Source organism: Peptoniphilus sp. DNF00840 (assembly GCF_001553125.1).
Classification (GTDB): domain Bacteria; phylum Bacillota; class Clostridia; order Tissierellales; family Peptoniphilaceae; genus Peptoniphilus_A; species Peptoniphilus_A vaginalis.
Map to the genome: position 1 here is coordinate 46,901 of NZ_KQ960190.1, position 25,189 is coordinate 72,089.

The following is a 25,189-nucleotide window of genomic DNA, read 5'->3' on the forward strand; positions in this document are numbered from 1 at the left end:
AGCCTCACATATCTGCTAGGGTCATAGACTCCATGACCCCTTCAATTCGACCTTGAAGTTTAGATAAGATATCCCTTGTTGCGCAATCAGCTTGCTTGCCACAAGCTACATTTTTCCCAAGGTCGCAACAGGAAAGAGAAATATCTCCCTCGAGGGCATTTATAATTTCTCCAATTGCTATATTTTGTGGGTCTCTTGCTAATACATAACCTCCACCTGCACCCCTAATTGATTTGACAAGGTCTGCCTTCCTAAGAAGGGTGAAGAGTTGTTCTAAATAAGATTCGGAAAGATTTTCATCTCTTGCTATATCCTTTAAGGCTATGGGACCCTTGCCCATATTTTCCTTTAAGTTATACATTGCCATTAGACCGTAACGACCCTTTGTAGATAATTTCATCTAGTCACCTCTTATAATGGATTAAAAGATCCCTTATCTTTATTATTTTCTAGCATATTTTTTAATGTGTACCATGATAGGACTGCACACTTTACTCTTGCAGGTAGAGTTGAAATAGATTCAAAGGCAACGGCATCGTCAAGATCTTCTAACTCGTCTGGGTCATCAATCTCTCCCTTTACCATTCCAATAAACTTATTTGCTCTTTCAATAGCTTCTTCAACTTTTATGCCCTTTACATTGTCACACATAATTGAAGTTGACGCTTGAGAGATGGCACATCCGTGACCTGTGTAGGATATATCTTCTATAATGTCATCTTTAATCTTAACTTCAAGAGTGATTTCATCTCCACAACTTGGATTGTGACCAAGCTCTTTTTTTGTGTAGTCTTCTAGTTCTCTTCTGTTGTGTTTGTTCCTAGAGTGCTCTAAGATTAATTCTGTGTAAATATTATCAAGATTCAATTCCTAAAATCCTCCTTACATCTTCAAGATGTTCAACGAAATAATCAATTTCTTCCACTGTGTTGTAGATTGCAAAACTTGCCCTACAAGAGAAATTTGAACCCAAGTACCTGTGTAGTGGTTGGGCACAGTGGTGACCTGATCTTATGGCAATGCCATAAGTGTCAAGAATTGATGCAACATCGTGAGGATGAGCTTCTTTAAAGTTGAAAGAAATTACTGGTGCCCTGTTCTTGTCACTTGTTGTGTAGACATCAAGATAATTTAGTTTTTTAAGCTTGTAGTAACAGTAGTCAGTTAAAAATCTTTCGTACTCGTCAATTTTTTCCATTCCATATTTGTTTATAAAGTCAATGGCTGCTGCAAGATTAACTGCTCCTTCAACATTGGTAGTTCCTGCTTCAAACCTTTGTGGCGCATCTAAGAAAGTTGTGTGGTCTTCATAGACATATTCAATCATATCGCCACCAGTAAGGAAGACATCCATCTTGTTTAAGAGTTCTTCTTTTCCATAAAGTACACCAATTCCCAAGGCAGAATACATCTTGTGACCAGAAAATGCCATAAAGTCAACATCAAGTTCACTTACATTGACCTTCCTATGGGGAACTAATTGTGCCCCATCAAGAATGATCTTTGCGTCTGAATTTTCTCTTGCATACTTTACAATTTTTTCTATGTCAGGATTTGTTCCAACAACGTTAGATGCTCCTGTGATAGAAATAAGTTTTGTATTCTTAGTAACTTTTTCTTCGATTTCAGAAAAAGGAATTTGCATATCATGGTCAAGATATAAAAACTTTAACTTTGCTCCAGTTTTCTTGCAAACTTCTTGCCAAGGCACAAGGTTGGAATGGTGTTCCATAATTGAAATCACAATTTCATCGCCTTCTTTTAAATTGTTTAGCCCATAGGAATAAGCAAGAAGGTTTAAGGCTTCAGTTGCATTTCTAAGAAATACAACTTCTGATGCCTTCCTTGCTCCTATAAAGTCTGCTATCTTTTGTCTTGCATCTTCGTAAACTTCTGTTGACTTCATTGCAAGATAATGGGCTCCCCTGTGAGGATTTCCATTTTCGCATTCGTAAAAGTTTTTTATATTGTCAATAATTTCTCTTGGTTTTTGTGTTGTTGCACCGTTGTCAAAATAAACTATTTGCTTTCCATTGGGTTTCAAATTTAAAAAGGGAAACTCTTTTCTAATTTCTTCTATTTCGTTTTTAGTAAACATTTAATTTCCTCTCTTTATAATTTCTCTAACTGATTTCCAAACTTCTTCCTTTAGCTTTTCATCGCCAAGAGCATCAATAGCTCCAGAAAATTTGGACTCAACTATTAGAGCTTCTGCTTCATCAAAGCTTATGCCCCTAGACATTAGATAAAAAATTTGGTTGCTATCAAGCTTACCTGAACTTGATGCGTGGTTACCAACAACGTCATCTTCGTGAGCAAGCATTAGGGGTACTGAGATTGAGTGAACTGTGTCATCAAGTAGGATTGAATATTCTTCTTCAGAACCCTCTGCACCCTTGGCGCCTTCTATAAATTGAAGATTTGACTTAAAGTTCTTTGATGACCTTCCCTTTAAGGCACCGTTAACTAGGATGTCTGACTCAGTCTTTCTACCCTTGTGAATCATGTCAAAGTTCATATTGAGGTACTCGTCTTTTTGACCAAAGTAAATTGAATTAACAAGTCCCTCTGAATATTCGCCAATTAATTCGCACTTGTAGTTTGTGTAAAGTCTAGCGGAACCAAGTTCATATTGGTGTACGCTAACTTTTGCATGATTTTCTGTATAAACTCCAATTGATTCAAGCACTAGGGACTTGTCATCATCTCTCGCTATTACAAAAACTTCAACTTCTGAGTTTTCTTTTGCAAGGACTTTGATAACAGTATTCCTAAATTTTTCACTGCTGCCACAAGATGTGTAGTCAAGGACAACTTTTAATTTTGAATCTTTTTCTGCAACTATGTGGTGAAGGTCAAAGAGCTCAGAATATTCATCGTCAAGTTCAAATAACTTGAAGTTTTCTACTGCCTTTCCTTCTCCACTTGTGTGGGACTTATAATAATTTAGGTATTTCCTATTTAAATCTAAGACATCATCTGATATGCCGTACTTAAAATTTTCAAATTCAGAAATTTCTCCTGGATTATCTTCTCCTACTTCTCTATATGAAATCCCTTTAATTTGTGGAATTTCTATTTCTGTTTCATTAACCCTTAAGAAGTCAAAAGTCTTAAAGGCTATTTCATTTCCTATTAATTTATTCATCTTTCACCTACCCAATTGATCCAACAAGTTCAAGATTTATTAAGTTATTCATCTCAACTGCGTATTCCATAGGAAGTTCCTTAGCTATTGGCTCAGCAAAACCTCTTACTACCATTTCCTTGGCCTCTTGTTCAGAGATACCCCTGGACATTAGGTAGAAGATAACTGAATCGCTAATCCTTCCGATTTTTGCTTCGTGTCCAATATCAATATTATTGTTTTCAATTTTTATTGTAGGAATTGTATCTGACCTTGACTTGCTATCAAGCATCAAGGACTCACAAGATGTTGCGTTCTTTGCACCAACAGCATTTTCTTTTATTTCAACAAGCCCCCTGTAAATTGCAATCCCACCAGATTTTGAAATTGATTTTGTGTTTATAGTTGAAGTAGTGTGTGGTGCTGCGTGAACAACTTGTGCTCCTGTGTCAAGATTTTGTCCCTCACCTGCAAAGGAGATACCAGTGAATTCACTAGATGCATTTTCTCCCACAAGGATTGATGATGGGTAAAGCATAGAAACTTTTGAACCAAAGGATCCTGAAACCCATTCGATCTTTCCATTTTTTTCTACGATTGCCTTCTTAGTGTTGAGGTTGTACATATTTCTTGACCAGTTTTCTATTGTTGAGTACCTAAGAGTTGCCCCTTCTCCAACAAAAAGTTCAACTGCACCTGCGTGTAGGTTTATGACATTGTACTTAGGAGCAGAGCAACCTTCTATGAAGTGGCAGTAGGCTCCATCTTCTATAATAATTAAGGTGTGTTCAAATTGTCCTGCACCTGGTGCATTAAGTCTAAAGTAAGATTGTAGAGGTATATCTACATTTACTCCCTTTGGCACATATACAAAGGATCCACCAGACCATACAGCATAGTGAAGAGCTGCATACTTGTGAAGCTTAGGTGTTATACACTTGCTAAAATATTTTTTTACGATTTCAGGATATTTTTTAAGTCCTGTTTCAAAGTCTGTATAAATTACACCTTGGTCTGAAAGATGTTTTTGGATGGAGTGGTAAACTACTTCAGAGTCGTATTGAGCTCCAACACCAGAAAGCATAGATTCCTTTTCTGCTTCAGGTATTCCAAGCTTGTCAAAGGTGTCCCTAATTTCTTCAGGTACATTCTTCCAGTCGTCAGACATATCTGCATCTGGTCTTATATAAGTTGTGATTTTATCCATATCAACTTCAGAAAGGTCTGGACCCCATTTTGGATTTTCTTTTTCATTAAAGATCTTAAGAGCCTTAAGTCTACTTTCAAGCATCCATTCTGGTTCGTCCTTTTCAGCAGAAATTTGTCTTACAATTTCTTCTGTAAGTCCCTTCTCAGTCTTTGATCTAAATGTAAATTTATTTTTAATGTCATAGACACCACGGTCCATGTCTTCTACATAAGTTTTTTCTACCTTCTTAACCAAATTATTTCACCTCTTCTCTTATCCAGTTAAATCCATCTTTTTCGATTTTATCGATTAGAGAAGCGTCTCCTTCTTTTACAATTTCACCATCTAATACAACGTGAACAAAGTCAGGCTTAATGTTGTCGATTAACTCCTTGTGGTGAGTGATAATTAAAACAGCATTGTCCTTGTTTAAATATTTTTCAATACCCCTTGATACAATTCTTGTTGCATCAACATCAAGACCTGAGTCTGTTTCGTCAAGAATAGCAAGCTTAGGCTTTAACATTAACATTTGAAGAATTTCATTTTTCTTTTTTTCTCCTCCAGAGAAGCCTACGTTTAAATATCTTTCTGCGTAAGAAGAATCCATTTTTAATTCTTCCATTTCCTTCTTAATTTCTTTTTTAAATTTTAAAATTGAAATTTGTTTGTCTTCCTTTAAAGACTTTGCAGTCCTAATAAAGTTTTCTACAGAAATTCCTGGAACTTCTTCTGGAGTTTGGAAGGACATAAATAGTCCCTTGTTTGCTCTCTTGTCTGTAGTAAGGTCTGTTATGTCTTCTCCATCTAAGAAGATCTTTCCGCTTGTAACAGTGTAAACAGGATTGTCCATGATTACATTGGCAAGTGTAGACTTACCAGAACCATTTGGTCCCATGATTACGTGAACTTCACCGTAATTAATTTTCAAATTTATATTTTTTAAAATTTGTTTATCCTCTACGCCTGCACTTAAATTTTCTATTCTCAATAACTCTGTCATACTTCCTCCATTTATTAAAAATAATTCATACAAAATTACTATGTTTTTTCTATTAACTATAATAACACAAGTTTTTTAATAAGCAAGTAATTATTGCAAATAAAAAAACTAGGCTTAACCTAGTTTTACGAAAGCATAAATGCCGACTCTATGTGATTGATTTCCTTCTCGTTAAAATAAATTTCGATTATGTCAAAGCGAACCATTATATCATAGAGTCCCTTTGCCATGATGTAAGCTGTGGCTGTTTGAATAATATTTTGCATCTTGTATTCTGTCACTGCCTCGTAGGCATCTCCATACTTTCTCGAGTTACGTGACTTAACTTCTACAAAGACAAGTTCGTCCTTGTCACGTGCAATAATATCTATTTCAGTTCCAAGGGCACGATAATTTCTATCTAATATTATATAACCCTTGTCCTCTAAAAATTTTGTGGCAATATCTTCCCCACGGTTTCCGAAAAATAAATTATGTCCTACCATGATTTTATATTCTTTAAAAAAGTCCTTCTGTGCATGTCACTTGGACCGTAAGCCTTTAAAGCTTCTCTATGATATTTTGTTGCGTAGCCCTTGTGCTTTTCAAGTCCATATTGGGGATACTCTTCTGCCCACTTCTTGCAAAGATTGTCCCTATAGACCTTTGCAACAATAGATGCGCAAGCAATAGAGTAGCAGGACTCGTCCCCCTTGATTATTCCCTTTTGAAAAATTCCTGTTTCAATAGTTTCTGCATCAATAAGAACGCAGTCAGCTTCGATTTTATTATTTTCACTGTCTCTTAAGTTTTCAAGAGCATTGATCATTGAGATGTGGGTTGCCATCCTAATATTTACCTTGTCAATTATGTCAGCACTTGCCCTGCCAATTCCCACTGCTATGGCAGAGTCCAAAATTTTTAAGTAAAGGCTCTCTCTCTTCTTGGGAGATAACTTTTTGGAGTCATTGACTCCCTCAATGTATTCTCCCCTTGGCATAATTACTGCGCAGGAAACTACGTCTCCAAAGAGACAGCCCCTGCCAACTTCATCTATGCCGCAAATTTTTTTGTAGCCCTTTTCATAGTATTCTTCTTCGAAATTATAAAAACTCATCAGGAACCTCCAATGTAATCCTACCAAGGATTCCCTTCCTAAATTCATCTAGGATAATGCCAGAAACTTTTTCATAATCAATGTAGCCTCCACGCATTAGGGCCCCCCTCTTGCTTCCAATTTCATCCATAATTTCTACTCCACTCATATCATGAATGTTAGAAAGTTTATATCTTTCTTCCAAGGAAGAAGGAGCAATTTCCTTTAACTTTTCTATTAGTCTCAAGGCAAGAGTTTCCCTGTCCATAATTTCATCTTTTATGGCACCAGTAAAGGCAAGGTTAAGTCCAACCTTATCTTCAAACTTTGGCCAAAGAACTCCTGGCGTGTCAAGAAGGTGGAGCTTGGGATGAATTTTTATCCACTGGTTGACCTTGGTAACTCCTGGTCTGTTTCCAGTCTTAGCTGACCTTGTGCCTGATATTGAATTTATAAAAGTTGACTTGCCTGAGTTGGGAATACCAACAATCATAGCACGAAGGGGGCCCTTGTTAAGACCCTTGTCTTCAAATTTTTTTATCTCTTCTGCCATAAGTTCTTCTGACTTATTTACAACAAGACCAACGTTAGGTTTCATTGCATTATAGGAGATGGCAAAGTTGTTGTCATCAGTTAGCCTATCCATCCAAAGGTCATTTAACTTGGGATCAGATAGGTCTGACTTATTAAAAATAAGAAGTCTTTTTTTGTTTTTAAAGAGGTCATCAAAGAGAGGATTTCTACTTGAGAAGGGGATTCTGGAATCTATGATTTCTATTACAAAGTCAACGAGCTTTAACTTTTTCTCAATATCCTCTATGGTCTTCTTCATGTGACCAGGGTACCAGTTAATATTCATTTAATCACCAAACAAAACCTTATCTAAAATCTTTATTGCACCATCGTGGTTGTTGTCATAGTCAGAAACCACATCGGCAACTTCCTTTAAGACATCAACAGCATTTATCATAGCAAAACCAAGTCCAACATTTTCTACAAGCATCTTATCGTTGGAGTCGTCGCCTATAGCTGCAACTTCTTCTAGTTTTATATTCCTATTTTCTGCATACTTCTTTACGCCGAAAAACTTGTCTCCATTCTTTTGAAGAATTTCCAACATCCACTTAGGCTGTCTCTTTATCTTCATAAGATGGAAGTTGAACTTGTCATCTCCAATGCCAGCCTTTATATTCCTTCTAAGTTCAACTAAGTCCTCATGACTACCTGCAAAAACAATTGAAAGAGGATGACCTTCGAAGTCATTAAAGTTATCAAGTCCAAGATTTCTTCCCCTAAAGGCATCTACATAAGTAGCTTCTAGAGAATCAAAATTCTTTTTCTTGTATATTAGGTCAATCCCATCTTCCCTCTCAACATGAATTGTGGAGTAGATTTTGTCATTATTGTCAAAGGACATAATTAAATCTACATCTTCCTGTGACATGGGATTTACAAATTCAAGTTTTCCAGTTTTATTATTTTTTATAATATTTCCATTGTTGCAAATTAAATCTATCTCAAGATCTTGACCCACAAACCTGTGGGCAGTGTAAAATTCTCTTCCAGTTGCAACCACAGGAATAATATTATTAGCTTTTAATTTTTCAACAAAGGGCCTAAAGGATTCTGTCATCAGCTTATCAGTTGATAAAAGAGTTTCATCTAGGTCCATTGAAAGCATTTTAATCATAAATCACCTTTTTTTCTTCAACTTAATTATACGTTAAACTTAAAGACGATAACGTCGCCATCTTCAACGACATAGTCCTTTCCTTCACTTCTAATAAGTCCCTTTTCCCTAGCATTTGCCATAGACCCAGAGTCCACAAGGTCTTGGTAGGAAATTGTGTCTGCCTTGATAAATCCTCTTTCCATATCTGTGTGAATTTTTCCAGCAGCAACTGGTGCCTTAGACCCTCTTTTAACAGTCCAAGCCCTAGTTTCCATTTCTCCAGTTGTGATAAAGGAAATTAGTCCAAGGAGTTTGTAGCTTGACTTAATTAACTTATCAAGACCTGATGAGTCAAGACCTAACTCTTCTAAGAATAATTCCTTTTCATCTTCATCAAGGGCAGCTATTTCTGATTCAATTTCTGCAGAGATAACTACAACTTCGTCGCCAGTTTTTTCTGCGTATTCCTTAACTGCCTTCACATACTTATTGTCATCCTTAGTGAGTTCATCTTCTGCAACGTTACAAACATAGATAACTGGCTTTGCACTAAGAAGTGAGTAGTTCTTGATAATTTTCTTTTCTTCGTCATCAAGTTCAACTTCTCTTGCAGACCTTCCCTCTTCAAGGGCAGTCTTAATTTTTTCTAAAAGGTCTCTTTCCTTGGCAAGATTTTTTTCAGCCCTTGCCTTTTTTGCAACCTTTCCATACCTATTTTCAACTTGCTCAAGGTCAGAGAAAATTAATTCTAGGTTTATATTTTCAATGTCACGCAAGGGATCAACAGATCCATCAACGTGAATAATGTTCTCGTCATCAAAACATCTTACAACGTGGACAATGGCATCAACTTCACGGATATTTGATAAAAATTGGTTGCCAAGTCCTTCGCCCTTGCTGGCTCCCTTAACAAGTCCAGCAATATCATAAAATTCTATATTAGTGTAGACAATTCTTTGTGAGTTATTTAGTTTTGAAAGAACTTCTAGTCTTTCATCTGGCACGTTTACAACCCCAACATTTGGTTCAATTGTTGCAAAGGGATAGTTTGCAGCTTCTGCACCAGCACTTGTTAGGGCATTAAATAAAGTAGACTTACCTACGTTAGGTAGTCCCACGATTCCAAGTTTCATTTAAAAACCTCCATTCAAAGTAAAATTATATCACAATTAGGAAGCTTAGGTATATTAATTAAAAAATAGTGCTAATCTTTATGACTAACACTATAATTTACCGCTTAAATTAAATTTTCAAATTAAACTATAGAATATTTATTTTATATCCTATTCCCAAAATTGGATATTTCTCCATAACCATGTATCGGAGAATCGACACCTCTCGTTAAACCTGTGTCCATTCTAAAAAAATACTTTCCATCTATATAATGTAAATTATTAAATTTAGCATGATCTGACCCATTTAAAGACATATTTCTTTCTCCAACATAGTGGTATGACCAATTTCTATACGCTTTCTCATATAAAGAAATAACAAATGCTGGTGTGAAAGTAGTTCCTTCATAAGTAGAATTACAATAAATTGTCGTATAACTATTAGTTAATGTGAATTTATCAGAAGCTAGTCCTTGATAAAAGGAATAATCAAATGAACCGTCAGAGCTCATTCTATCTTCTCTACTCGCCCAATTAAAGATACCATCATCACTTTCCTTCTTTCCATCAACAATTTCATTGCTTGTAGCAAATACACTAGAAGAACAAATCAATATCATAATTGATATTAAAACAAAATTCTTACAAAATCTTTTTATCATAAAAACCTCCTATATTTAATTTAAACGGAATTTTACAAATAATCTCATCTGTAATAATAGCAGATAATAAACCAAATAAGATATTATCTAAATTAAAGCTTTTGTATAAAAAGAACTTCGCCGCTTCTAACGAAATAATAATAATTGAAATAAATATATAGTAATTTCTATAGCATTTAGTTTTGATAAAAATAAAAACTGGGATTAGGTAAACAATTGGAAATATAATGAATTTTAAAAAAGAAAAATAATTTAATTTACTTGTTAAAGTCAAAAAATCATAAACATAATTTATAATTGATTTAAATGGAATCATATTCACTGTTGGATAATTATTATTTATACTTCTTAATAAAATAAAAAATATAAAAAATATATAAAGGAAAATCGAAATATAATTCGTTATTTTCAATAATATTTTTCTTTCATTTCCATTTATCGATAAAACAACTAGATATGCTAAAATCAATAAAAATAATAATACTATAGAGAATCGCACTAAGGTATCGTCATCAATAAATAATTTTCCTCTTATCATACCTGGTAAAACACTTATTAGCATTACAAGCAATGTCAATATACCCAAATAAAAGCTTATTAAATATATTAAAGATAGAATTTTCCTTTTCATAGTGCCCCCTAAATAATCAAGAAATTATTTTTTGGTTTATTACTTTATCTATTTATCATAATAGCACCTTTTTTAAAAAAAAACAAGTTCTTTTTCAACAATCTTTCTAATCTTTTATTTAAATATTTTTTATTGTATAATGAGTTTATCAATTATTAAAGAGGTGAATAGTATGAGTGCCATCGTCATAAATGACCTGACAAAGGGCAAGGGTAAAGATAAAGTTTTACAAAAATTAAATCTTGAAATCCTAGATGGAGAATTCTTCTCCCTACTTGGAACTGAAAAATCTGGAAAGACTACTCTTGCAAGAATTATAATGGGATTTTTAAAAGCTAATAGTGGATCTATTAGAGTTTATGATATGGATTCATTTAAAGAATCAAAAGAAATAAAAGAAAGCGTGTCTCTTGTGCCAGAAGATATGATTTTCTACTCAAAGATCAAGTCCTTCGCACTATTAAAAAAGACACTTAACGCTCACAACCTATCTAACACAGAAGACATTGACATCCTCTGTGATTATTTTGAATTTAATTCAAACTTAAGGGTTTGTGACTTGAGAGATAGGGAGAGAAAACTCTTAGCTATTATTAACGCCCTAGTTATTAAGCCAAGACTATTAATCCTAGATAATCCTTCTAAGTTTTTAGATGACAAGGACATTGATAGACTCTTCTCTCATATAAAGAAGTTAAATGAGCAAGAAAACCTAACAGTTTTACTTCTATCCGAATCACTAAGAGAGGCAAAAAAATATTCTTCTCGTATTGCCTACCTATCTGACGGTAGGGTTCAAGACATTGAGTACAACAATGTCAAGGCAGCTGGAGATAAGGTACTAAAAATTGATTCCTATAGGGGCAATCTAAATTACTTTACTTCCATTGGAGCAAGAATTATCAAGGACGAAGAAGATGAAACCATCCTTTACTTTGACGGTCCTCTACCAGAACTTTCAAAAGTTATCTATGAAGAAGGCCTAGAAAATTATGTCCTTGAAGACGCTGAGTTAAGTGACAAGGTTGAAGCTTACTTCAAGGGAGAAAATGCTAAACTCCCAAGAAGAAAGACTGAAGCTCCTACTGAATCTAAGGAGATCAAGCTAAAAGAAACTTCTACAATAGAAGCAGATACTATAAACGGAGTAAGTGAGTCTACTATTAAGCTTGACCAAGCTGAAAACAACTTCAATAGTGTTGAAGGCATAGATGAAGCTGATATGGAAAAAGATAAGGTCCACAACACAAAGACAAATCTTTTTGTTGACGAAGACTATCCTGAAACAGTCCTTGGAGAAGAAAATTCTCAAGTGACTCTAACTGAAGAAGTTGAAGCTCCTAAAGAAGAAAAAATTTCTAATGACACAATAGTAATTGAACCCTCTAATGAAGGCATCTTCAATGCAAGTGAAGAAACAAAGCTAAAGGAGGACAAAGATGATATTTAATATGGAATTTAAATCAAACTTTGCAAAGATGATTTCTTGGGCCATTGTCCTAATAATTTTACTGGGACTTATGCTTGCCTTTTATCCCTTCCTTGCAGAGTCACAAATGAATTCACTCTTTAATTCAGTTTTAGAAAGTTTTAACGAACCAACAAGAAATATCTTGGGCTTTTATGAAGGTATGGATATAGTAAACATTGGCGACTATCTTGCCCTAGTTTACCACTATCTTGGAATATTAATTTTTGTATTTGCAATGCAACTTGGAGCTAACTCCCTTGCGAAAGAACAATCTTCAGGTAACATTGAATATATTTATTCAAACCCAATTTCTAAATCAGAAATTGTAACTGGAAAGTTCATAGCAAATATTTTAATTTATATTTTATTCTTAATAATAATGGCACTTGCAAGTTTTGGACTTGTACTTGGAATAACTTCTCTTGGAAGCGACACACCACAAGTTACAAGCTTTGAAATTATAGAAGGACTAATAAAAGTTTTCATTGGACTACTTGGCTCTGGTCTTGTCTTTATGTCCATAGGATTCTTCTTCTCTTCAATGTCTAAGTCAGCCCTACATCAAGATGCAGTATCTGCACTTTTTGTCTTCCTTCTTGTACTACTTACAATTGTAGGAAAAGTTATTGGCGACGCCTTTGGAATGGTAGTTACTTACTTCCCTAACGAAGCCTTTAGACCTTATAGCTTTGTAAGCGCAAACCTCAACCTATTTGGCCTAATAGCAAATGCAGTGATCTTTATCCTAATGATAATTTTGACTTACACAATCTATTCAAATAAAGAACTTAAATATTAATTTTAAAAAACTATCTTGGCTAACCAGGATAGTTTTTTTTATGTTCAAAATTATTTTTTATAAATTTTAATTTTAAAAAATTTGTCAGGATCATAATCTCTATCACGAATGTATTAGTGAAGGAGGAAATATGGATAATAAAGACTTGATAGAAAGGCTAAGAAATAAAGATGAAGATGCCCTCTACATATTTATCGAAGATTACGGAAAGATATTAAAGGGAGTTATTTCAAAAACACTTTGGAAATATCCAAATCTTTGGGAAGAAGCCATGAATGACGCACTTTTAAGTATATGGCAGAATATTCAATACTTTGATTCAAGTAGGTCTACTTTTAAAAATTGGTGTGCCCTTGTTGCTAAGTATAGAGCCATAGATATCCTTAGAAAAGAAATTAAATTTGAAAGCCTTAGACTAGATGAAGATTCAAAAATCGTCGATTCAGATTTATCTTCAAATTTAGAAATAGAAGAAGTCCTTTCGCTTTTAAATGACGAAGACAAAAAACTTTTTGAAAATATTTTTATCCATGGTCTTTCCTATAAAGAGGCAGCATCTAAACAAAATATTTCTACAGCAAATGCCTACAAAAAAGTTAGTAGAGGAAGAAAATTTTTTAAAAAATGGAGGGAAAATTTTTATGAAAAATAATATTTATGATGAGTTAAACAACATGAAAATAGAATATGAAGAAGTTCCCCTTAATGATTTTGAATTGGATAATCTAAAAAGAACTGTGAGATCATTAAAAATAAAAAACAAGAAAAACAAATTTAATAGAAGAGTGGCGGCAATAGCAGCATCTCTTATATTAGTTTTGGGGATAACAAATTACACATCAGGTGGCTATGTCTTTGCCAAGACAAGAGAATTAGCAAGTAATTTTAAAATTACTTTATCAGATGCTATGGGTTTGTCAAGGGAAGTTGATGAGTACAGCGTAAATTTAAAGGAAGCTTTTGAAATAAATGGCAAAAAATATATTTTTGATAAATTTATTATTGAAGATAATAAATTATACACTGTAATTTTGAGTCTAAATGACTCAGAAAAAATGCTCTCTGGAGAAGTTAACTTAACTGAACTTAAAGTTAATGGCAAGAAAAATAAAATTCTTGGCTCCAGTGGCTCTGGATATACTTTACCTGAAGATAAAAAAGTAAATGTCTATACACTTGAATATGTTTTGGAAGATTCCTTGCCAAAAGAAGGCAAAGTTAATTTAGAATTTTCCTTCGATGAATTTTTAGGAGACAAGAAAAAAATTAATCTTTCAACAAATATAGATATGTCTCAAATGAAAATGAATAAAAATCTTATAGCAAAGGACTTTACTATTCCAAATACTAATAATATTGTCATTGAAAGCTTTACTACTAGCCCAGCTTCACAAAAAATTGTATTGACCTATCCTGACACCGAAGATGGATATATTTATTCAATAAAAGCCAGAGATTCTAAAAATAGGTTTGTATATTTTGAAACTCGCGAAGCAGAGAAAAATAAATCCAACCTATACTTCTCACCAGTCATTAGCAAAGTTACTGCCGATGAACTTTTAAATGAAATAAAAACACTAAAATGCCAATTATACAGAGTGACAGTCCACAGCTATGACAACAAAGAAATGCCTGTTGGAGAACAAGCAATTGGTGACGAATTTACTCTCACTTTAAAATAAAATTTTATATTAAGCAAAAAAGTCCTACTCTTTCTTGAATAGGACTTTTATATTTTATAAAAAGAAGCCTTCCTAAATAGACTTATCTATTTGGTAAGGCTCCTTTTTCACGCAATTATTTATGAAATTTATGCAATTTTTTCTACTTGCTTTACTCTTGTCATACTTGTTACTTCTACATTATTTTCTTCTTCAATCTTTTCGTTATATATCCTATTTAGTTCTTCTTCTGTAACCTCACTTGGAAGGATGTCTAGGACAACCTTGCCCTTGTTTAGCATTATTATTCTGTCTGAGTAGTCAATGGCATTCTTTAAGTTGTGAGTAATCATTAGAGTTGTGATTTTTTCTTTCTTGATAAGGTCATTGGTCTTATCCATTATTATCCTTGAAGTCTTTGGGTCAAGGGCTGCTGTGTGCTCATCAAGTAAGAGAATCTTTGGCTTCTTTACAGTTGCCATTAAAAGAGATAGTGATTGTCTTTGTCCACCTGATAAAAATTTTACTTGAGTCTTTAATTTGTTTTCAAGTCCAAGGTCAATAGACTTTAGCTTTTCTATAATTTGGTCGATGTTGTTCTTGTCTATTAATCTCTTGAAGGTGAACTTGTGACCCTTCTTAAATGCCATAGACATATTTTCTAAAATATTTAGACTTTGGCAAACTCCCTTTGATGGATCTTGGTTGACCTTTCCAATGTCTATTGCTCTCTTGTCTTCAGATAATTTTGCAATGTCCACATCTCCCAACATTATTTCTCCTGAGTCAGGGTTAAGTGAACCTGAAATCATATTAAAAAGTGTAGACTTGCCACAACCATTAGGTCCCAAAATTGCAATACACTTATTTTCTTCTATATCAAGGGAGAAATTATCAAAAATTTGATTTTCTTCTTCCATACCCTTGTAAAAAGTTTTTGATAAATTTTTAATTCTTAGCATTTTCTTCCCTCTTTCCTTTTAAAACTGATAGTCCCTTTGAAGAAACATTATTGTAAACTATGAAGAATACTACGATGATTGCAGTTATTCCCTTTAAATCACTTGGAGCAAGTCCTAGGTAAAGGGCAAATCCGTAGATGATCCTGTAAATTATTGCACCAATTATGGCTCTTGTTGTTCTATTTAAAAAGTTTGCATTTTTTAAGAAGGCATCACCAATTATAACTGATGCAAGTGCTGATACGATTATAGCTTGTCCCATTGTTATGTCTGCGTAACCATTGGACTGTGCCATCAAAGCTCCAGCAAGTGCTGCAAGTGCATTGGATATTACAAGACCAATTGCAATGTACTTATCTGGATTTTTTCCAAGAGACTTAACAAGAGTTTCATTGTCTCCTGTTGCCAAAAGAAGATAACCCTTCTCTGTTTTTAAAAACCAATCAAGAATTAATTTTATAACAAGTGTTATTACCACCAAGATTAACATCTTAGGAAGGCTTTCAAAAAGTTGAAATACAGTCTTATAATCGAAAAAAGTAACATTTGGAGTACCAGTAATTCTTAGGTTCACTGAATATAAAAATGTCATTGTTAAGATTCCAGCTAAGATTGCTTGAATTTTAAACTTCCTAAATAAAATATATGTGATATAGCCTCCAAGTCCACCTGCCACAAGCGAAACTACCATAGCAAGCACAGGATTCATACCAAGTGTAAGCATCTTGGCAAAGGCAAAGGCCCCCAGTGGGAAGGTCCCTTCCACTGACATGTCAGGGAAATCTAAAATTTTAAAGGTTATTACAACTCCTATTGTCAATATGGAAAATATAAGTCCCATGACAATGGATTCCATTATTACTGAATTCAACTTTTTCCTCCTAATTTGTTTTAATCATTTTTCATCTATTCAACTACTTTTGCATTATCCATTAAGTTCTTATTTGCTTCTAGTCCAAGAGCTTCAGCTGTTTTCTTGTTAACAACCTTGCTTGTATCACTTGAGAATAAAACAGGAACATCTTTTACAGCCTTGCCTCCAAGAATGTCACTTGCCATTCCTGCAGCCTTCTTGCCAAGGTCAACATAGTCAACACCTGCACTTACAAGAATTCCATTTTCAACTGGTCCTTCTTCTGATGCAAAGGAAGGAATTTTTGCTTCCTTTAGTGACTCTGCAATTATTGTTGATGCAGATGAAACTGTGTTATCTGTGATTGCCATAAAGATATCTATCTTTGGTTCAATTGTCTTTATAGCTGTTGATACGTCGTTAATATTGTTTACTCCAACTTCCACTACGTTAAGTCCAAAACCTTCTGCAGCCTTCTTTAGTTCTTCAATTTGGAATTTTGAATTGGCTTCATTTGTTGAGAACATAACTCCAACATTTTTAATATTTGGGAAGATCTTAATCATTTCTTCTAGTTGAGCTTGTATTGAGAAGTAATCAGAAACCCCTGTTATATTTCCTTCAGGTTCTTCCAAGTTCTTAACTAGGTCTGCTGATGCTGGATCTGTTACTGCGTTAAAGACAATTGGAATATCCTTTTCACCATTCTTTGCTCCTTGTGCAGCTGGTGTAGCAATTGCGTAAATCAAATCAACTTTCTTGTCTTGGAAGGACTTAATAATTGATGGAACAACTGTTAAGTCTCCGTTGGCATTCTTTGTAATAATTTCTACATCTGGGTTTGTCTTTTTAAGTTCATCTTCAAAACCCTTTCTCGCTCTTTCAAGTGCTATGTGGTCGGCAATTTGAATTATACCAACTTTTTTTGCCCCAGTATTTTCTGCAGAACTTTCTTCTTTTGCATTTCCACTATTTTCAGTCTTGCCACAAGCCACAAGGACAAGGGACATCATAAGTAAAACAAACAACTTTCTAAACTTCATAAAAAACCTCCATAAAATAAAAAAAGTCTTTCATCCACATTGGGACGAAAGACTGACTTCGCGGTACCACCCGATTTTATAATCTAAAAGATTACCTCACTTTAAGGTCAAACAACCTCTAGCCTAAGATAACGGTGGCTTCCGTACTTGCCTACTAACTTCAACAAATAAGCTTTAGAGTGTATGTTAAATTTCCGTGTATTGCCTTACACCAGCCGGCAACTCTCTTAAAATCACTAAAAATTCTTTTTTCTCTTTCAACGCTTTATTCAAATTAAGATGAGTATAATCCAGTAGCAGAACAAAGTCAAGTCTTTTTTTATAATTTCGTCCAAATTTTTATTTAATTTTTATTTTTCTTATCTCTGTGAGATTTTTATTTTAAAATTTCTGCGTCCTTAAGACTTGCGTTAGATAAATCAAGTCCAAGAGCTTCAGCAGTTTTGCCGTTGATCTTTTTCTTTGAAGTCTTGTTGTCTTCTGCGTGAAGATTTTTTATGTCCTCTCCCTTTAAGATTTTGATTGCCATCTCTCCTGCTTGCCTTCCATGTTCGTAGTAGTCAACACCTTCGCTCATAAGAAGTCCCTTTGCAACTTGACCTTCTTCAGCAGAAAGTGATGGGATCTTATGCTTTAATAAATTTTCTGCAAGGACTGGTCCAGCAGATGCAACTGTGTTGTCAGTTAGTGCGTAGTAGGCGTCAATCTTTTCTGTTAGAGTTGAAAGAGCTTGACCAATGTCGTTGATATTATTGATTCCCACGCTTTCAAGTTTAAGTCCAAGTTCATTACAAGCCTTTTCTAAAGATTCAACTTGTACCTTTGAGTTGACTTCGTTAGTTGAGAAAATTGTTCCAATAGTTTTTACATTTGGATAAATTTTTAAGAAGGATTCTAGTTGGGCCTTTGCAGAAACTGCATCGTTAACTCCTGTGATGTTTGTAATTTTATCTGGCGATTCAATTAGTCCTGCTTCAATTGGATCTGTTACCGCAGAGTAAATAATATTTTTATTTGGAAGAGCAGTCTTAGCTCCTTGGGCAGCTGGTGTTGAGATTGCGTAAACTAATTTGTATTCATCTCCTTGGAATTTTTTGGGAGCAGTTGTAGCTAGTGCTTGATCACCTTGTAGGTTTTCAACTTCAACTTCCACATCAAGTCCTTCTTCCTTTAGTCTATCTTGGAAACCCTTTAGGGCATTGTCAAGGGACACGTGCTCAATATATTGGATAGCTCCAACTTTAATTTTTTCTCCACTTCCTTTTTCTGCCTTCTTATCGCCTGCACATCCAACAAGGGAAATTGCAAGGGCACCTAGAGCAATAACTTTTACCATTTTCTTTAAATTTTTCATTTTGTCCTCCAAAAATTTTATTTAAAATAATAAAAAAATCCTTCACCCCATATAGGGCGAAGGATTCGCGGTACCACCTAAATTCGAAATAAAAATATTTCCTCTTTAAAGATCTAACAATCTCTAGTCTATGGTAACGGAGACTTCCGTGAGGGTCTACTATAATTCAATCCTCATGCTTTAGAGTGAATATATGACATCAACTCATCTGTGGGCTCTCACCATCCCCACTCTCTTTAAGACTTATTAAATATCTTTTTCTCTTTCATGGCATTTATTATTTTATTAAAAAGTATTATAGGCAGATAAAAATTTATTGTCAAGCATAATTTTAGTTTTCTTTTTTATTTTTTATTTTGTCTATGACAAGGTAAGTTAGTATATATAAGACAAAAGCTATCAAAACAATTTTTAATTTTTGTCCATCATAGGACCCAAGCTTATAAATAAAAAATCTCCTCACAGAAAATAAATAAAAATATAAAATCAAAGCGGATTTAATATAAGCTTTCATCTTATCCATTACTCCTTTAAATTATATAAACTCCAATGACAAAAAGATTATTCTCTATCATACTGTAATTCAAATTTCCTGTCTTATAAAAAATAAATATATTGGAAATTATCATACAAAATATTAAGATTAATAAATTTTTAATTCTATCCTTTAACATTTAAACCAGCCCTAAATAAATTTTAGATTTCAAATTGTGGAGCCATTACTCTTTTATGGGCAGAATTTTTGTGCATCCTGTCGATTTTTTCTTTTATCTCATCTTCTGGAATTTTTTCTCCCCTGATGTAAGCATCAAGGGTCTCATAAGTGAAGCCCATTTCATCTTCATCAGTTTGCCCTGCCCAAAGTCCTGCTGATGGTTTTTTATTTATTACAAAGTCAGGAAGTCCAAGTTCCTTTGCAAGTTCAAAAATATCTGTCTTTAAAATATTTGCTATTGGCATTAAATCAGCAGCAGAGTCGCCATACTTTGTTGAGTAACCAAGGTAACACTCACTGCCATTTGATGGACCAAGCACTAGGTAACCAAGATCTTGGGCATAATAATAAAGTGTTGTCATTCTAAGTCTTGGCTTAATGTTTGACCTTGCCATTTTGTTTTCTGAAGTAAAAGATGCCTTCATTAGTTCTTCAAAAGTTTTTGTAAGATCAATTGTCTTTGTTTCTAAATTTATTGCCTCTGCTATTCTTAGTGCGTCTTCTCTATCCTTGTCAATGCTATCGCAAGGCATAATAAGTCCAAGAGAATTTTCCGGAAAAACTCTCTTTGCAAGGGCAGCAACAACTGCTGAGTCAATTCCACCTGACAAACCAAATACAAAGCCCTTGGCGCCAACTTTTTTTGCGTAATCTTCTACCCACTTAATTAAATCTTCTCTTAATTTTTTATAATCCATAATATCTCCTATATTTAATAAATAATTTTTCCATCAATAGTTGGAAGTTCAATTACTTCCAGGTCCTCTAACTCAAAGTTTGCAGAGGTCATATCCCTTATTTTATCAAGGACTGACCTATCTTCTCCAAGGTCAATTACAAGTTCAACCTTGTCTGTGTAATTTTCTTCAATGATTTTATAGTTCTCCTTGGCAAGCAAGTTCACAATTGCACCATGGAAGGTGTAGTTGTAAATAATTTTTGTCCTGGTAAAATTTTTTCTTATGCACCTTTTTGCCTCATCAAGGGCCTTGACAACTCCCTCTGTATAAGCACGAACAAGACCACCTGCTCCAAGCTTGGTCCCACCAAAGTAACGAGTGACAATGACAAGGACATTTCTCATGTCTTCTTTTTTTAAGACTTCAAGCATAGGGATTCCTGCTGTGCCTGAAGGCTCTCCGTCATCAGAATACCTCTGTGTCAGTCCATCTTCGCCAATTATATAAGCGTGGCAGTTGTGGGTTGCAGACCTGTGTTCTTCCTTGACCTTACCTAAGATTTCAAGGGCCTCATCTTCACTTTTTACAAAAAAGGCATGACCAATGAAAATTGATTTTTTAATTTCAACTTCAGCCTTTGCATCTTTTAAAATTGTCTTATACATTTACAACATAATCCTTTACTTTTTCGTATTCTCTTTCTTCAAGCTTAAGGTCCAAGTAAATTCCATCTTCTTCATAGGCAGGTTTTGCATCGAATTTTTCCACTAGCTTGTAGAGGATGTCTGTGTCACCGTAGGCAAATTTTAATTTCACATCATAATATTTTTCATCGAGATTGTCCTCAATAATTTTTAAAAGTGAGTCCATATTTTCATCCTTAAGGGCAGAAATATAAACCTTCTTGTCTGGCATAACAGGTAATGGCAAGTTGATGTCATAGAGGTCAACCCTGTCCACCTTGTTAAAGACTGTAATAATATTTTTGTCCAAGACCTCAATGTCCTTTAGGATTTCCATAGTTGTCTTGTACTGGATCTCCAAATCCTCACTTGATGCATCAATGACGTGGAGGATTAAGTCCGAATACTTAATTTCTTCAAGTGTGGACTTAAAAGCCTCGACGATTTTTGTTGGAAGCTTAGAAACAAATCCAACTGTGTCAGAAATTATAAACTCACGCCCTGAAAGGAGCCTAGCCTTTCTTGAAGATGGGTCAAGAGTTTCAAAAAGCATATTCTTTACAGAAACCTCTCCCGACTCTTCATCCTTTAATCTATTTAAGATTGTAGACTTGCCTGCGTTGGTGTAACCCACCAGTGACACAATGGGAATGTTAGAGCCAATCCTTCGCTCCCTTGTTGTATCCCTAGTCCTCTTTGCCTTCTCAAGCTTCTCCTTAATCTTGTCGATTTCTCTCTTGAGTCTTCTCCTATCGGTTTCAATAATTTGCTCACCCGGTCCCCTGGTACCAATTCCACCACCAGTCCTTGACCAACCATCAATACCCAAAAGTCTTGGGAGTTGGTACTCCAACATGGCAAGTTCAACTTGAAGCTTGGCCTCATAAGTTGTGGCACGCAGACCAAATATATCTAAGATTAGGTTGGTCCTGTCAATTACCTTCTTCTTAATTCTCTTCTCCAAGTTTCTAACTTGGATACCAGAGAGCTCATCGTTAAAGACAACTGCATCAACTTCTAAGAGCTCAACCATTTCTTTAATCTCGTCAACCTTACCAGACCCAATTAAATACTTTGGATTGAACTTATAAATATTTTGCGTAACCTCTCCCACAACTTCAGCACCGTCTGCGTAGACAAGTTCTGCCAACTCCTTCATAGAAGTTTCAAGACTGTGAGGGTATGCCCCAATATTAGTTCCAACAGTTATAACTCTCTCTAATTTTTTATTTGAATTTAAATTCTCTAAATAAACATTATCCATAATTTACATTATACTACATCGCATCCACTTTCAAAAACCGTCTAATAGTATTTAGCTTGTTAAAATGTTATAATTGTAAAAAGGAGAAAATATGGAAAACTTAAGAGAATTAAAAAATAATTTTAAAAATTTAAATAAAGAACAAAAAATAAAAATAGGTCTCTTGGTCTTACTTTTAATTTTTGTTTTATCTATTTCATTTTTTTCTGCCCTCATAGTTTCAATAATTTCAAAAACTCCTGCCACTGACTTAAATAATTTGAGCTCCTCTTTTAATCAGAGCTCCTACATTTATTCCAAGGATGGAAATTTAATTGAAAAAATTGAATCTCTTGAGTACAGAAGTCTTATTGACATAAAAGACATACCCAAGGACGTAAGAAATTCCTTTGTTGCCATTGAGGACCACAGATTCTACAAGCACAAGGGACTTGACCCCATTGGGATTGCATCTTCTATTGCTGCAAATATAAAATCACGTTCACTAATGCGTGGCGGATCAACAATCACTCAGCAGCTAGTTCGTTCAGTCTACCTCACAAACCAAAAAACTCTTGGCAGAAAAATTCAGGAAGCCTACTTGTCACTTCGCGTTGAAGAAGCTTTGACTAAGGATGAAATCCTAGAAGCTTACTTAAATAGAATTAATCTTGGTCAAGGTGCCTATGGGATTGAAGCTGCAGCCCAAACTTATTTTTCAAAGTCTGCTGTGGATTTAAACATAGCAGAAGCTGCCCTTCTTGCATCTATTCCAAAGTCACCAACAAATTATTCGCCCTTTAAGTCTGTCCCATCAGAATACTTGGAAGACAACTTCAGGGTAATTGGAACTCGTGAGGTTGATGGCAAGGACCTCTACATGGTCTTAAATGACGATGCCTTTAAGAGGCAAAAGACTGTCCTCATGAGGATGCATGAGCTTGGCTACATAAATGACGCTGACTATGAAAAGGCAAAAAACTTTGACATCGTGTCTGACATAAATCCAAAAAATTTTAAAAATCACACTATGTCTACCTACTCTACAGACTACATAAAGAAAGAAGCTTCAAGATATCTTGCCGACTTCTATGATATTAGTCAAGAGGAAGGAGAACACAAACTCTTTACAGGTGGCTACAAGGTTTATTCTACAATTGACGAGGACATCCAAAAGGACCTAGAGAATAAGTACCAAGACTTCCAAAAGCTCCTCTTAAATTATTCATCATCCGGTGGATCTAGGATGTTGAATTTAAACTTCGATGAGTGGAAAAATATTATCTTTGGCGACGAGATCTTGTACTTTGCTCGAGAAAATATTCTCGATGACAAGTTCAACCTTGTTATCCCAAAATCTTTTTACAGCATTTCATCTCACGGGGACTTAAAGATAAAGAGTCTCTACTTTAAAGATGCAGGACAAAAAATTGACATCATAGATGCCTATGAACTTGGCGAGGATAAAATTCTTAGGACCTATGAACTTGGGGGACTTAAAATTGAAGAAGGAGCCGGCGAATTAAAAAATAATTATTTGATTATTGACGGCGACTACTTAAAAGATTTCCCTGACTTTTATAAAATTGAAAATGAAAATTTAATTATTTCTAACAAGTATTTTGACTACAACAAGGACCCTGTTATCCAACCACAATCTGCTATGATTGCAGTTAATAACGAAACTGGTTTTGTGGAAGGCATCATTGGTGGCCTTGATGTGAGAACAAAAAACTCAAAAATTTTAAATCGTGCCACAGATTCCTATAGGCAACCTGGCTCTGCCCTCACACCTTTCACAGTTTATCTTCCAGCCCTTGAGTCTGGTAAGACTTTGGGGACAGTCTACGATGACGTGCCAATAACTGTTGACGGAAACTTTTGGCCAGCAAATTATTATAAGTCTTTCAAGGGGCTTATGACCCTTCGCAAGTCCTTGGAAGCATCATCCAATGTAATCCCTGCCACAATCTTGCAAGAGCTTGGCAAGGACAAGGCAATGGATGCCCTAAAGAAGTTTAATATCATTGATGAAGAAAACAAGGACTACTTCATCTCCCATAAGGATAACAAAAATAAAAACGACGAGAACCTTGACTCCCTTGCCCTTGGCAATATGCAAGTGGGGCTTCGCTTGTCCGACCTATCAAAAATGTACCAAACTATTGCCAATGATGGAGTTTACAAGGAAGAAACGGGAATTTTAAAAATTGAAGACCCTAGTGGCAACATAATTATTGACAACTCACATAAAAATAAGAGGCTCTTCGATGAAAAATCATCCTACCTCTTAAGAGATGCCTTTATTGGCAATGAAAAATCAGGAAATGCCAGAGGAGCAAAAATTAATTCTTCAGAAACGGGAGCCTATTTGGGACAAAATAAAACCAATTCAGATTATTTTGTAAATGCCTTTACAAGGTCTCACACAGTATCCTTCTGGTTGGGAGCAGACTCTCCAAAGATTTCCCTTGCAGCAAAGAGTCAAGATGCCATAAATGTTTTTAACAAGATGGCGAAGGGCATTGGAGAAAAAGAAAAGTTTGATGAAGATCCTTCCTACATTGTCACAAGAAAAATTTCATCAAAGAGTGGAAAGCTTGCAACAAAGTTAAGCGACTACGCAGGAGCATCTTACACAGAAAAATTTATTTCTGGGACAGAACCAAAGGACCACGACGACTTATTTAAAAAATATTTGATATGTAAGGACTCAGGCAAGCTTGCCAACCAATTCTGTCCAAGTGAATCTGTCCTTTACACAGTTCTCTTTGAGAGAAAGGAAGGCTATGACCCCAAAGACCACTATGGAATTTACCCAGATGACTACATGACAATACCTAAGTCCTATTGCAACATCCACACAAGAGAATGGTACAATGAACATGGCGATGAGTCTGACTCCAAGAGTGACAAGTCTTCATCAAAGAAGAAAGATAAGAGTGCAAAGAAATCTACAGATAAGGCAAAAACTTCTAGCAAAAAGAGAAAGAAAAGACATTAGGAGGAAGTATGAGAAAATTATCTAGTTTAATAAAATTAATAGCCCTTATAAGGCTTATAAAACCCAAGAGAAAAAGGAGAATAAGACTTAGCAAGTTAACCCCTATTTTAAACCCAAAAAGAGCTGGCAAAGTTGCCTACCACGCCGGCAGGATAAGAATGAGAAACGAAGTAAAGAGATTATTTTATTGAGAGTTTGGAAAATAAATTTTAATTCTCTAAATTGCAACAATAAGTTAGCCACTTTTGAA

General features: G+C 34.7%; 26 protein-coding genes and 2 other annotated features. Of the genes, 6 read left to right on the forward strand and 20 right to left on the reverse strand.

Annotation, left to right across the window (positions count from 1 at the left end; translation table 11 throughout):
• Positions 1-4: 4 nt before the first annotated feature.
• The 13 genes from HMPREF1864_RS00945 to HMPREF1864_RS01005 form a co-directional block, all read right to left on the reverse strand.
• Positions 5-400: an RrF2 family transcriptional regulator gene (locus HMPREF1864_RS00945; protein ID WP_062570968.1), complete on the reverse strand. Its 396-nt coding sequence runs from the start codon at positions 398-400 to the stop codon at positions 5-7.
• Positions 401-411: 11 nt separating this feature from the next.
• Positions 412-867: a Fe-S cluster assembly sulfur transfer protein SufU gene (sufU, locus tag HMPREF1864_RS00950; RefSeq protein ID WP_062570969.1), complete on the reverse strand. Its 456-nt coding sequence runs from the start codon at positions 865-867 to the stop codon at positions 412-414.
• The gene (locus HMPREF1864_RS00955) at positions 857-2,098 is read right to left on the reverse strand and encodes an aminotransferase class V-fold PLP-dependent enzyme (protein WP_062570970.1); all 1,242 of its coding nucleotides are present in this window, start codon (positions 2,096-2,098) and stop codon (positions 857-859) included. The genes sufU and HMPREF1864_RS00955 overlap by 11 nt, the downstream gene beginning before the upstream one ends.
• Positions 2,099-3,148, reverse strand: coding sequence for a SufB/SufD family protein (locus tag HMPREF1864_RS00960; RefSeq protein ID WP_062570971.1), 1,050 nt, complete (start codon positions 3,146-3,148; stop codon positions 2,099-2,101).
• 7 nt (positions 3,149-3,155) lie between these two features.
• A complete protein-coding gene (sufB, locus tag HMPREF1864_RS00965) occupies positions 3,156-4,535 on the reverse strand; it encodes a Fe-S cluster assembly protein SufB (protein WP_062570996.1) in 1,380 nt (459 codons plus the stop codon).
• A gap of 37 nt (positions 4,536-4,572) precedes the next feature.
• Entirely contained in the window at positions 4,573-5,319 is a 747-nt protein-coding gene (sufC, locus tag HMPREF1864_RS00970; protein WP_062570972.1) for a Fe-S cluster assembly ATPase SufC, read from the reverse strand.
• A gap of 125 nt (positions 5,320-5,444) precedes the next feature.
• Positions 5,445-5,804, reverse strand: a complete 360-nt coding sequence (locus HMPREF1864_RS00975; protein WP_062570973.1) for a YraN family protein — start codon at positions 5,802-5,804, stop codon at positions 5,445-5,447.
• Positions 5,798-6,415 (reverse strand): ribonuclease HII, encoded by a 618-nt coding sequence (locus tag HMPREF1864_RS00980; protein WP_062570974.1) that lies wholly within the window; start codon positions 6,413-6,415, stop codon positions 5,798-5,800. The genes HMPREF1864_RS00975 and HMPREF1864_RS00980 overlap by 7 nt, the downstream gene beginning before the upstream one ends.
• Positions 6,402-7,253 carry a ribosome biogenesis GTPase YlqF gene (gene ylqF / locus HMPREF1864_RS00985; protein WP_062570975.1) on the reverse strand — a complete coding sequence of 284 codons (852 nt, stop codon included), beginning with the start codon at positions 7,251-7,253 and terminating at the stop codon, positions 6,402-6,404. The genes HMPREF1864_RS00980 and ylqF overlap by 14 nt, the downstream gene beginning before the upstream one ends.
• Positions 7,254-8,084, reverse strand: a complete 831-nt coding sequence (locus HMPREF1864_RS00990; protein WP_062570976.1) for an HAD-IIB family hydrolase — start codon at positions 8,082-8,084, stop codon at positions 7,254-7,256.
• Between the two features lie 26 nt (positions 8,085-8,110).
• On the reverse strand, positions 8,111-9,199 hold the full coding sequence (ychF, locus tag HMPREF1864_RS00995; protein ID WP_062570977.1) for a redox-regulated ATPase YchF: 1,089 nt from the start codon (positions 9,197-9,199) through the stop codon (positions 8,111-8,113).
• A gap of 143 nt (positions 9,200-9,342) precedes the next feature.
• Positions 9,343-9,840 (reverse strand): hypothetical protein, encoded by a 498-nt coding sequence (locus HMPREF1864_RS01000; protein WP_062570978.1) that lies wholly within the window; start codon positions 9,838-9,840, stop codon positions 9,343-9,345.
• Positions 9,821-10,471: a hypothetical protein gene (locus HMPREF1864_RS01005; protein WP_062570979.1), complete on the reverse strand. Its 651-nt coding sequence runs from the start codon at positions 10,469-10,471 to the stop codon at positions 9,821-9,823. Before HMPREF1864_RS01005 ends, HMPREF1864_RS01000 begins: the two co-directional genes overlap by 20 nt.
• Before the next feature lie 172 nt (positions 10,472-10,643).
• On the opposite strand from HMPREF1864_RS01005, the gene HMPREF1864_RS01010 reads away from it, so the two are divergent.
• The 4 genes from HMPREF1864_RS01010 (at position 10,644) to HMPREF1864_RS01025 (ending at position 14,423) form a co-directional block, all read left to right on the forward strand.
• Entirely contained in the window at positions 10,644-11,921 is a 1,278-nt protein-coding gene (locus HMPREF1864_RS01010; protein ID WP_062570980.1) for an ATP-binding cassette domain-containing protein, read from the forward strand.
• Positions 11,911-12,741, forward strand: coding sequence for an ABC transporter permease subunit (locus HMPREF1864_RS01015; RefSeq protein WP_062570981.1), 831 nt, complete (start codon positions 11,911-11,913; stop codon positions 12,739-12,741). The genes HMPREF1864_RS01010 and HMPREF1864_RS01015 overlap by 11 nt, the downstream gene beginning before the upstream one ends.
• 130 nt (positions 12,742-12,871) lie before the next feature.
• Positions 12,872-13,393, forward strand: coding sequence for a sigma-70 family RNA polymerase sigma factor (locus HMPREF1864_RS01020; protein WP_062570982.1), 522 nt, complete (start codon positions 12,872-12,874; stop codon positions 13,391-13,393).
• The gene (locus HMPREF1864_RS01025) at positions 13,383-14,423 is read left to right on the forward strand and encodes a hypothetical protein (RefSeq protein ID WP_062570983.1); all 1,041 of its coding nucleotides are present in this window, start codon (positions 13,383-13,385) and stop codon (positions 14,421-14,423) included. Before HMPREF1864_RS01020 ends, HMPREF1864_RS01025 begins: the two co-directional genes overlap by 11 nt.
• Before the next feature lie 128 nt (positions 14,424-14,551).
• On the opposite strand, the gene HMPREF1864_RS01030 is transcribed toward HMPREF1864_RS01025, so the two are convergent.
• The 7 genes from HMPREF1864_RS01030 to hflX all read right to left on the reverse strand — a co-directional run bounded on the left by HMPREF1864_RS01030 (position 14,552) and on the right by hflX (position 21,956).
• Positions 14,552-15,364, reverse strand: coding sequence for an ABC transporter ATP-binding protein (locus HMPREF1864_RS01030; protein WP_062570984.1), 813 nt, complete (start codon positions 15,362-15,364; stop codon positions 14,552-14,554).
• On the reverse strand, positions 15,351-16,235 hold the full coding sequence (locus HMPREF1864_RS01035) for an ABC transporter permease (protein WP_062570985.1): 885 nt from the start codon (positions 16,233-16,235) through the stop codon (positions 15,351-15,353). The genes HMPREF1864_RS01030 and HMPREF1864_RS01035 overlap by 14 nt, the downstream gene beginning before the upstream one ends.
• A 35-nt stretch (positions 16,236-16,270) precedes the next feature.
• Entirely contained in the window at positions 16,271-17,260 is a 990-nt protein-coding gene (locus tag HMPREF1864_RS01040; protein ID WP_062570986.1) for an ABC transporter substrate-binding protein, read from the reverse strand.
• Between the two features lie 37 nt (positions 17,261-17,297).
• Positions 17,298-17,530, reverse strand: a binding site (T-box leader).
• A gap of 106 nt (positions 17,531-17,636) precedes the next feature.
• A complete protein-coding gene (locus tag HMPREF1864_RS01045; RefSeq protein WP_062570987.1) occupies positions 17,637-18,614 on the reverse strand; it encodes an ABC transporter substrate-binding protein in 978 nt (325 codons plus the stop codon).
• A gap of 49 nt (positions 18,615-18,663) precedes the next feature.
• Positions 18,664-18,892: a binding site (T-box leader), on the reverse strand.
• Between the two features lie 418 nt (positions 18,893-19,310).
• Complete coding sequence (gene nadE / locus HMPREF1864_RS01055) at positions 19,311-20,027, reverse strand: NAD(+) synthase (protein WP_062570989.1); 717 nt, start codon at positions 20,025-20,027, stop codon at positions 19,311-19,313.
• A gap of 14 nt (positions 20,028-20,041) precedes the next feature.
• Positions 20,042-20,674, reverse strand: a complete 633-nt coding sequence (locus HMPREF1864_RS01060; RefSeq protein ID WP_062570990.1) for a YigZ family protein — start codon at positions 20,672-20,674, stop codon at positions 20,042-20,044.
• The gene (gene hflX, locus HMPREF1864_RS01065; protein ID WP_062570991.1) at positions 20,667-21,956 is read right to left on the reverse strand and encodes a GTPase HflX; all 1,290 of its coding nucleotides are present in this window, start codon (positions 21,954-21,956) and stop codon (positions 20,667-20,669) included. Before hflX ends, HMPREF1864_RS01060 begins: the two co-directional genes overlap by 8 nt.
• Before the next feature lie 91 nt (positions 21,957-22,047).
• Here hflX and HMPREF1864_RS01070 point away from each other — a divergent pair, with 91 nt between their 5' ends.
• Together HMPREF1864_RS01070 and HMPREF1864_RS01075 are read left to right on the forward strand one after the other, a co-directional pair.
• Complete coding sequence (locus HMPREF1864_RS01070) at positions 22,048-24,939, forward strand: transglycosylase domain-containing protein (protein WP_062570992.1); 2,892 nt, start codon at positions 22,048-22,050, stop codon at positions 24,937-24,939.
• Positions 24,940-24,947: 8 nt separating this feature from the next.
• Positions 24,948-25,130 carry a hypothetical protein gene (locus HMPREF1864_RS01075; protein WP_062570993.1) on the forward strand — a complete coding sequence of 61 codons (183 nt, stop codon included), beginning with the start codon at positions 24,948-24,950 and terminating at the stop codon, positions 25,128-25,130.
• The last annotated feature ends 59 nt before the right edge of the window (positions 25,131-25,189 follow it).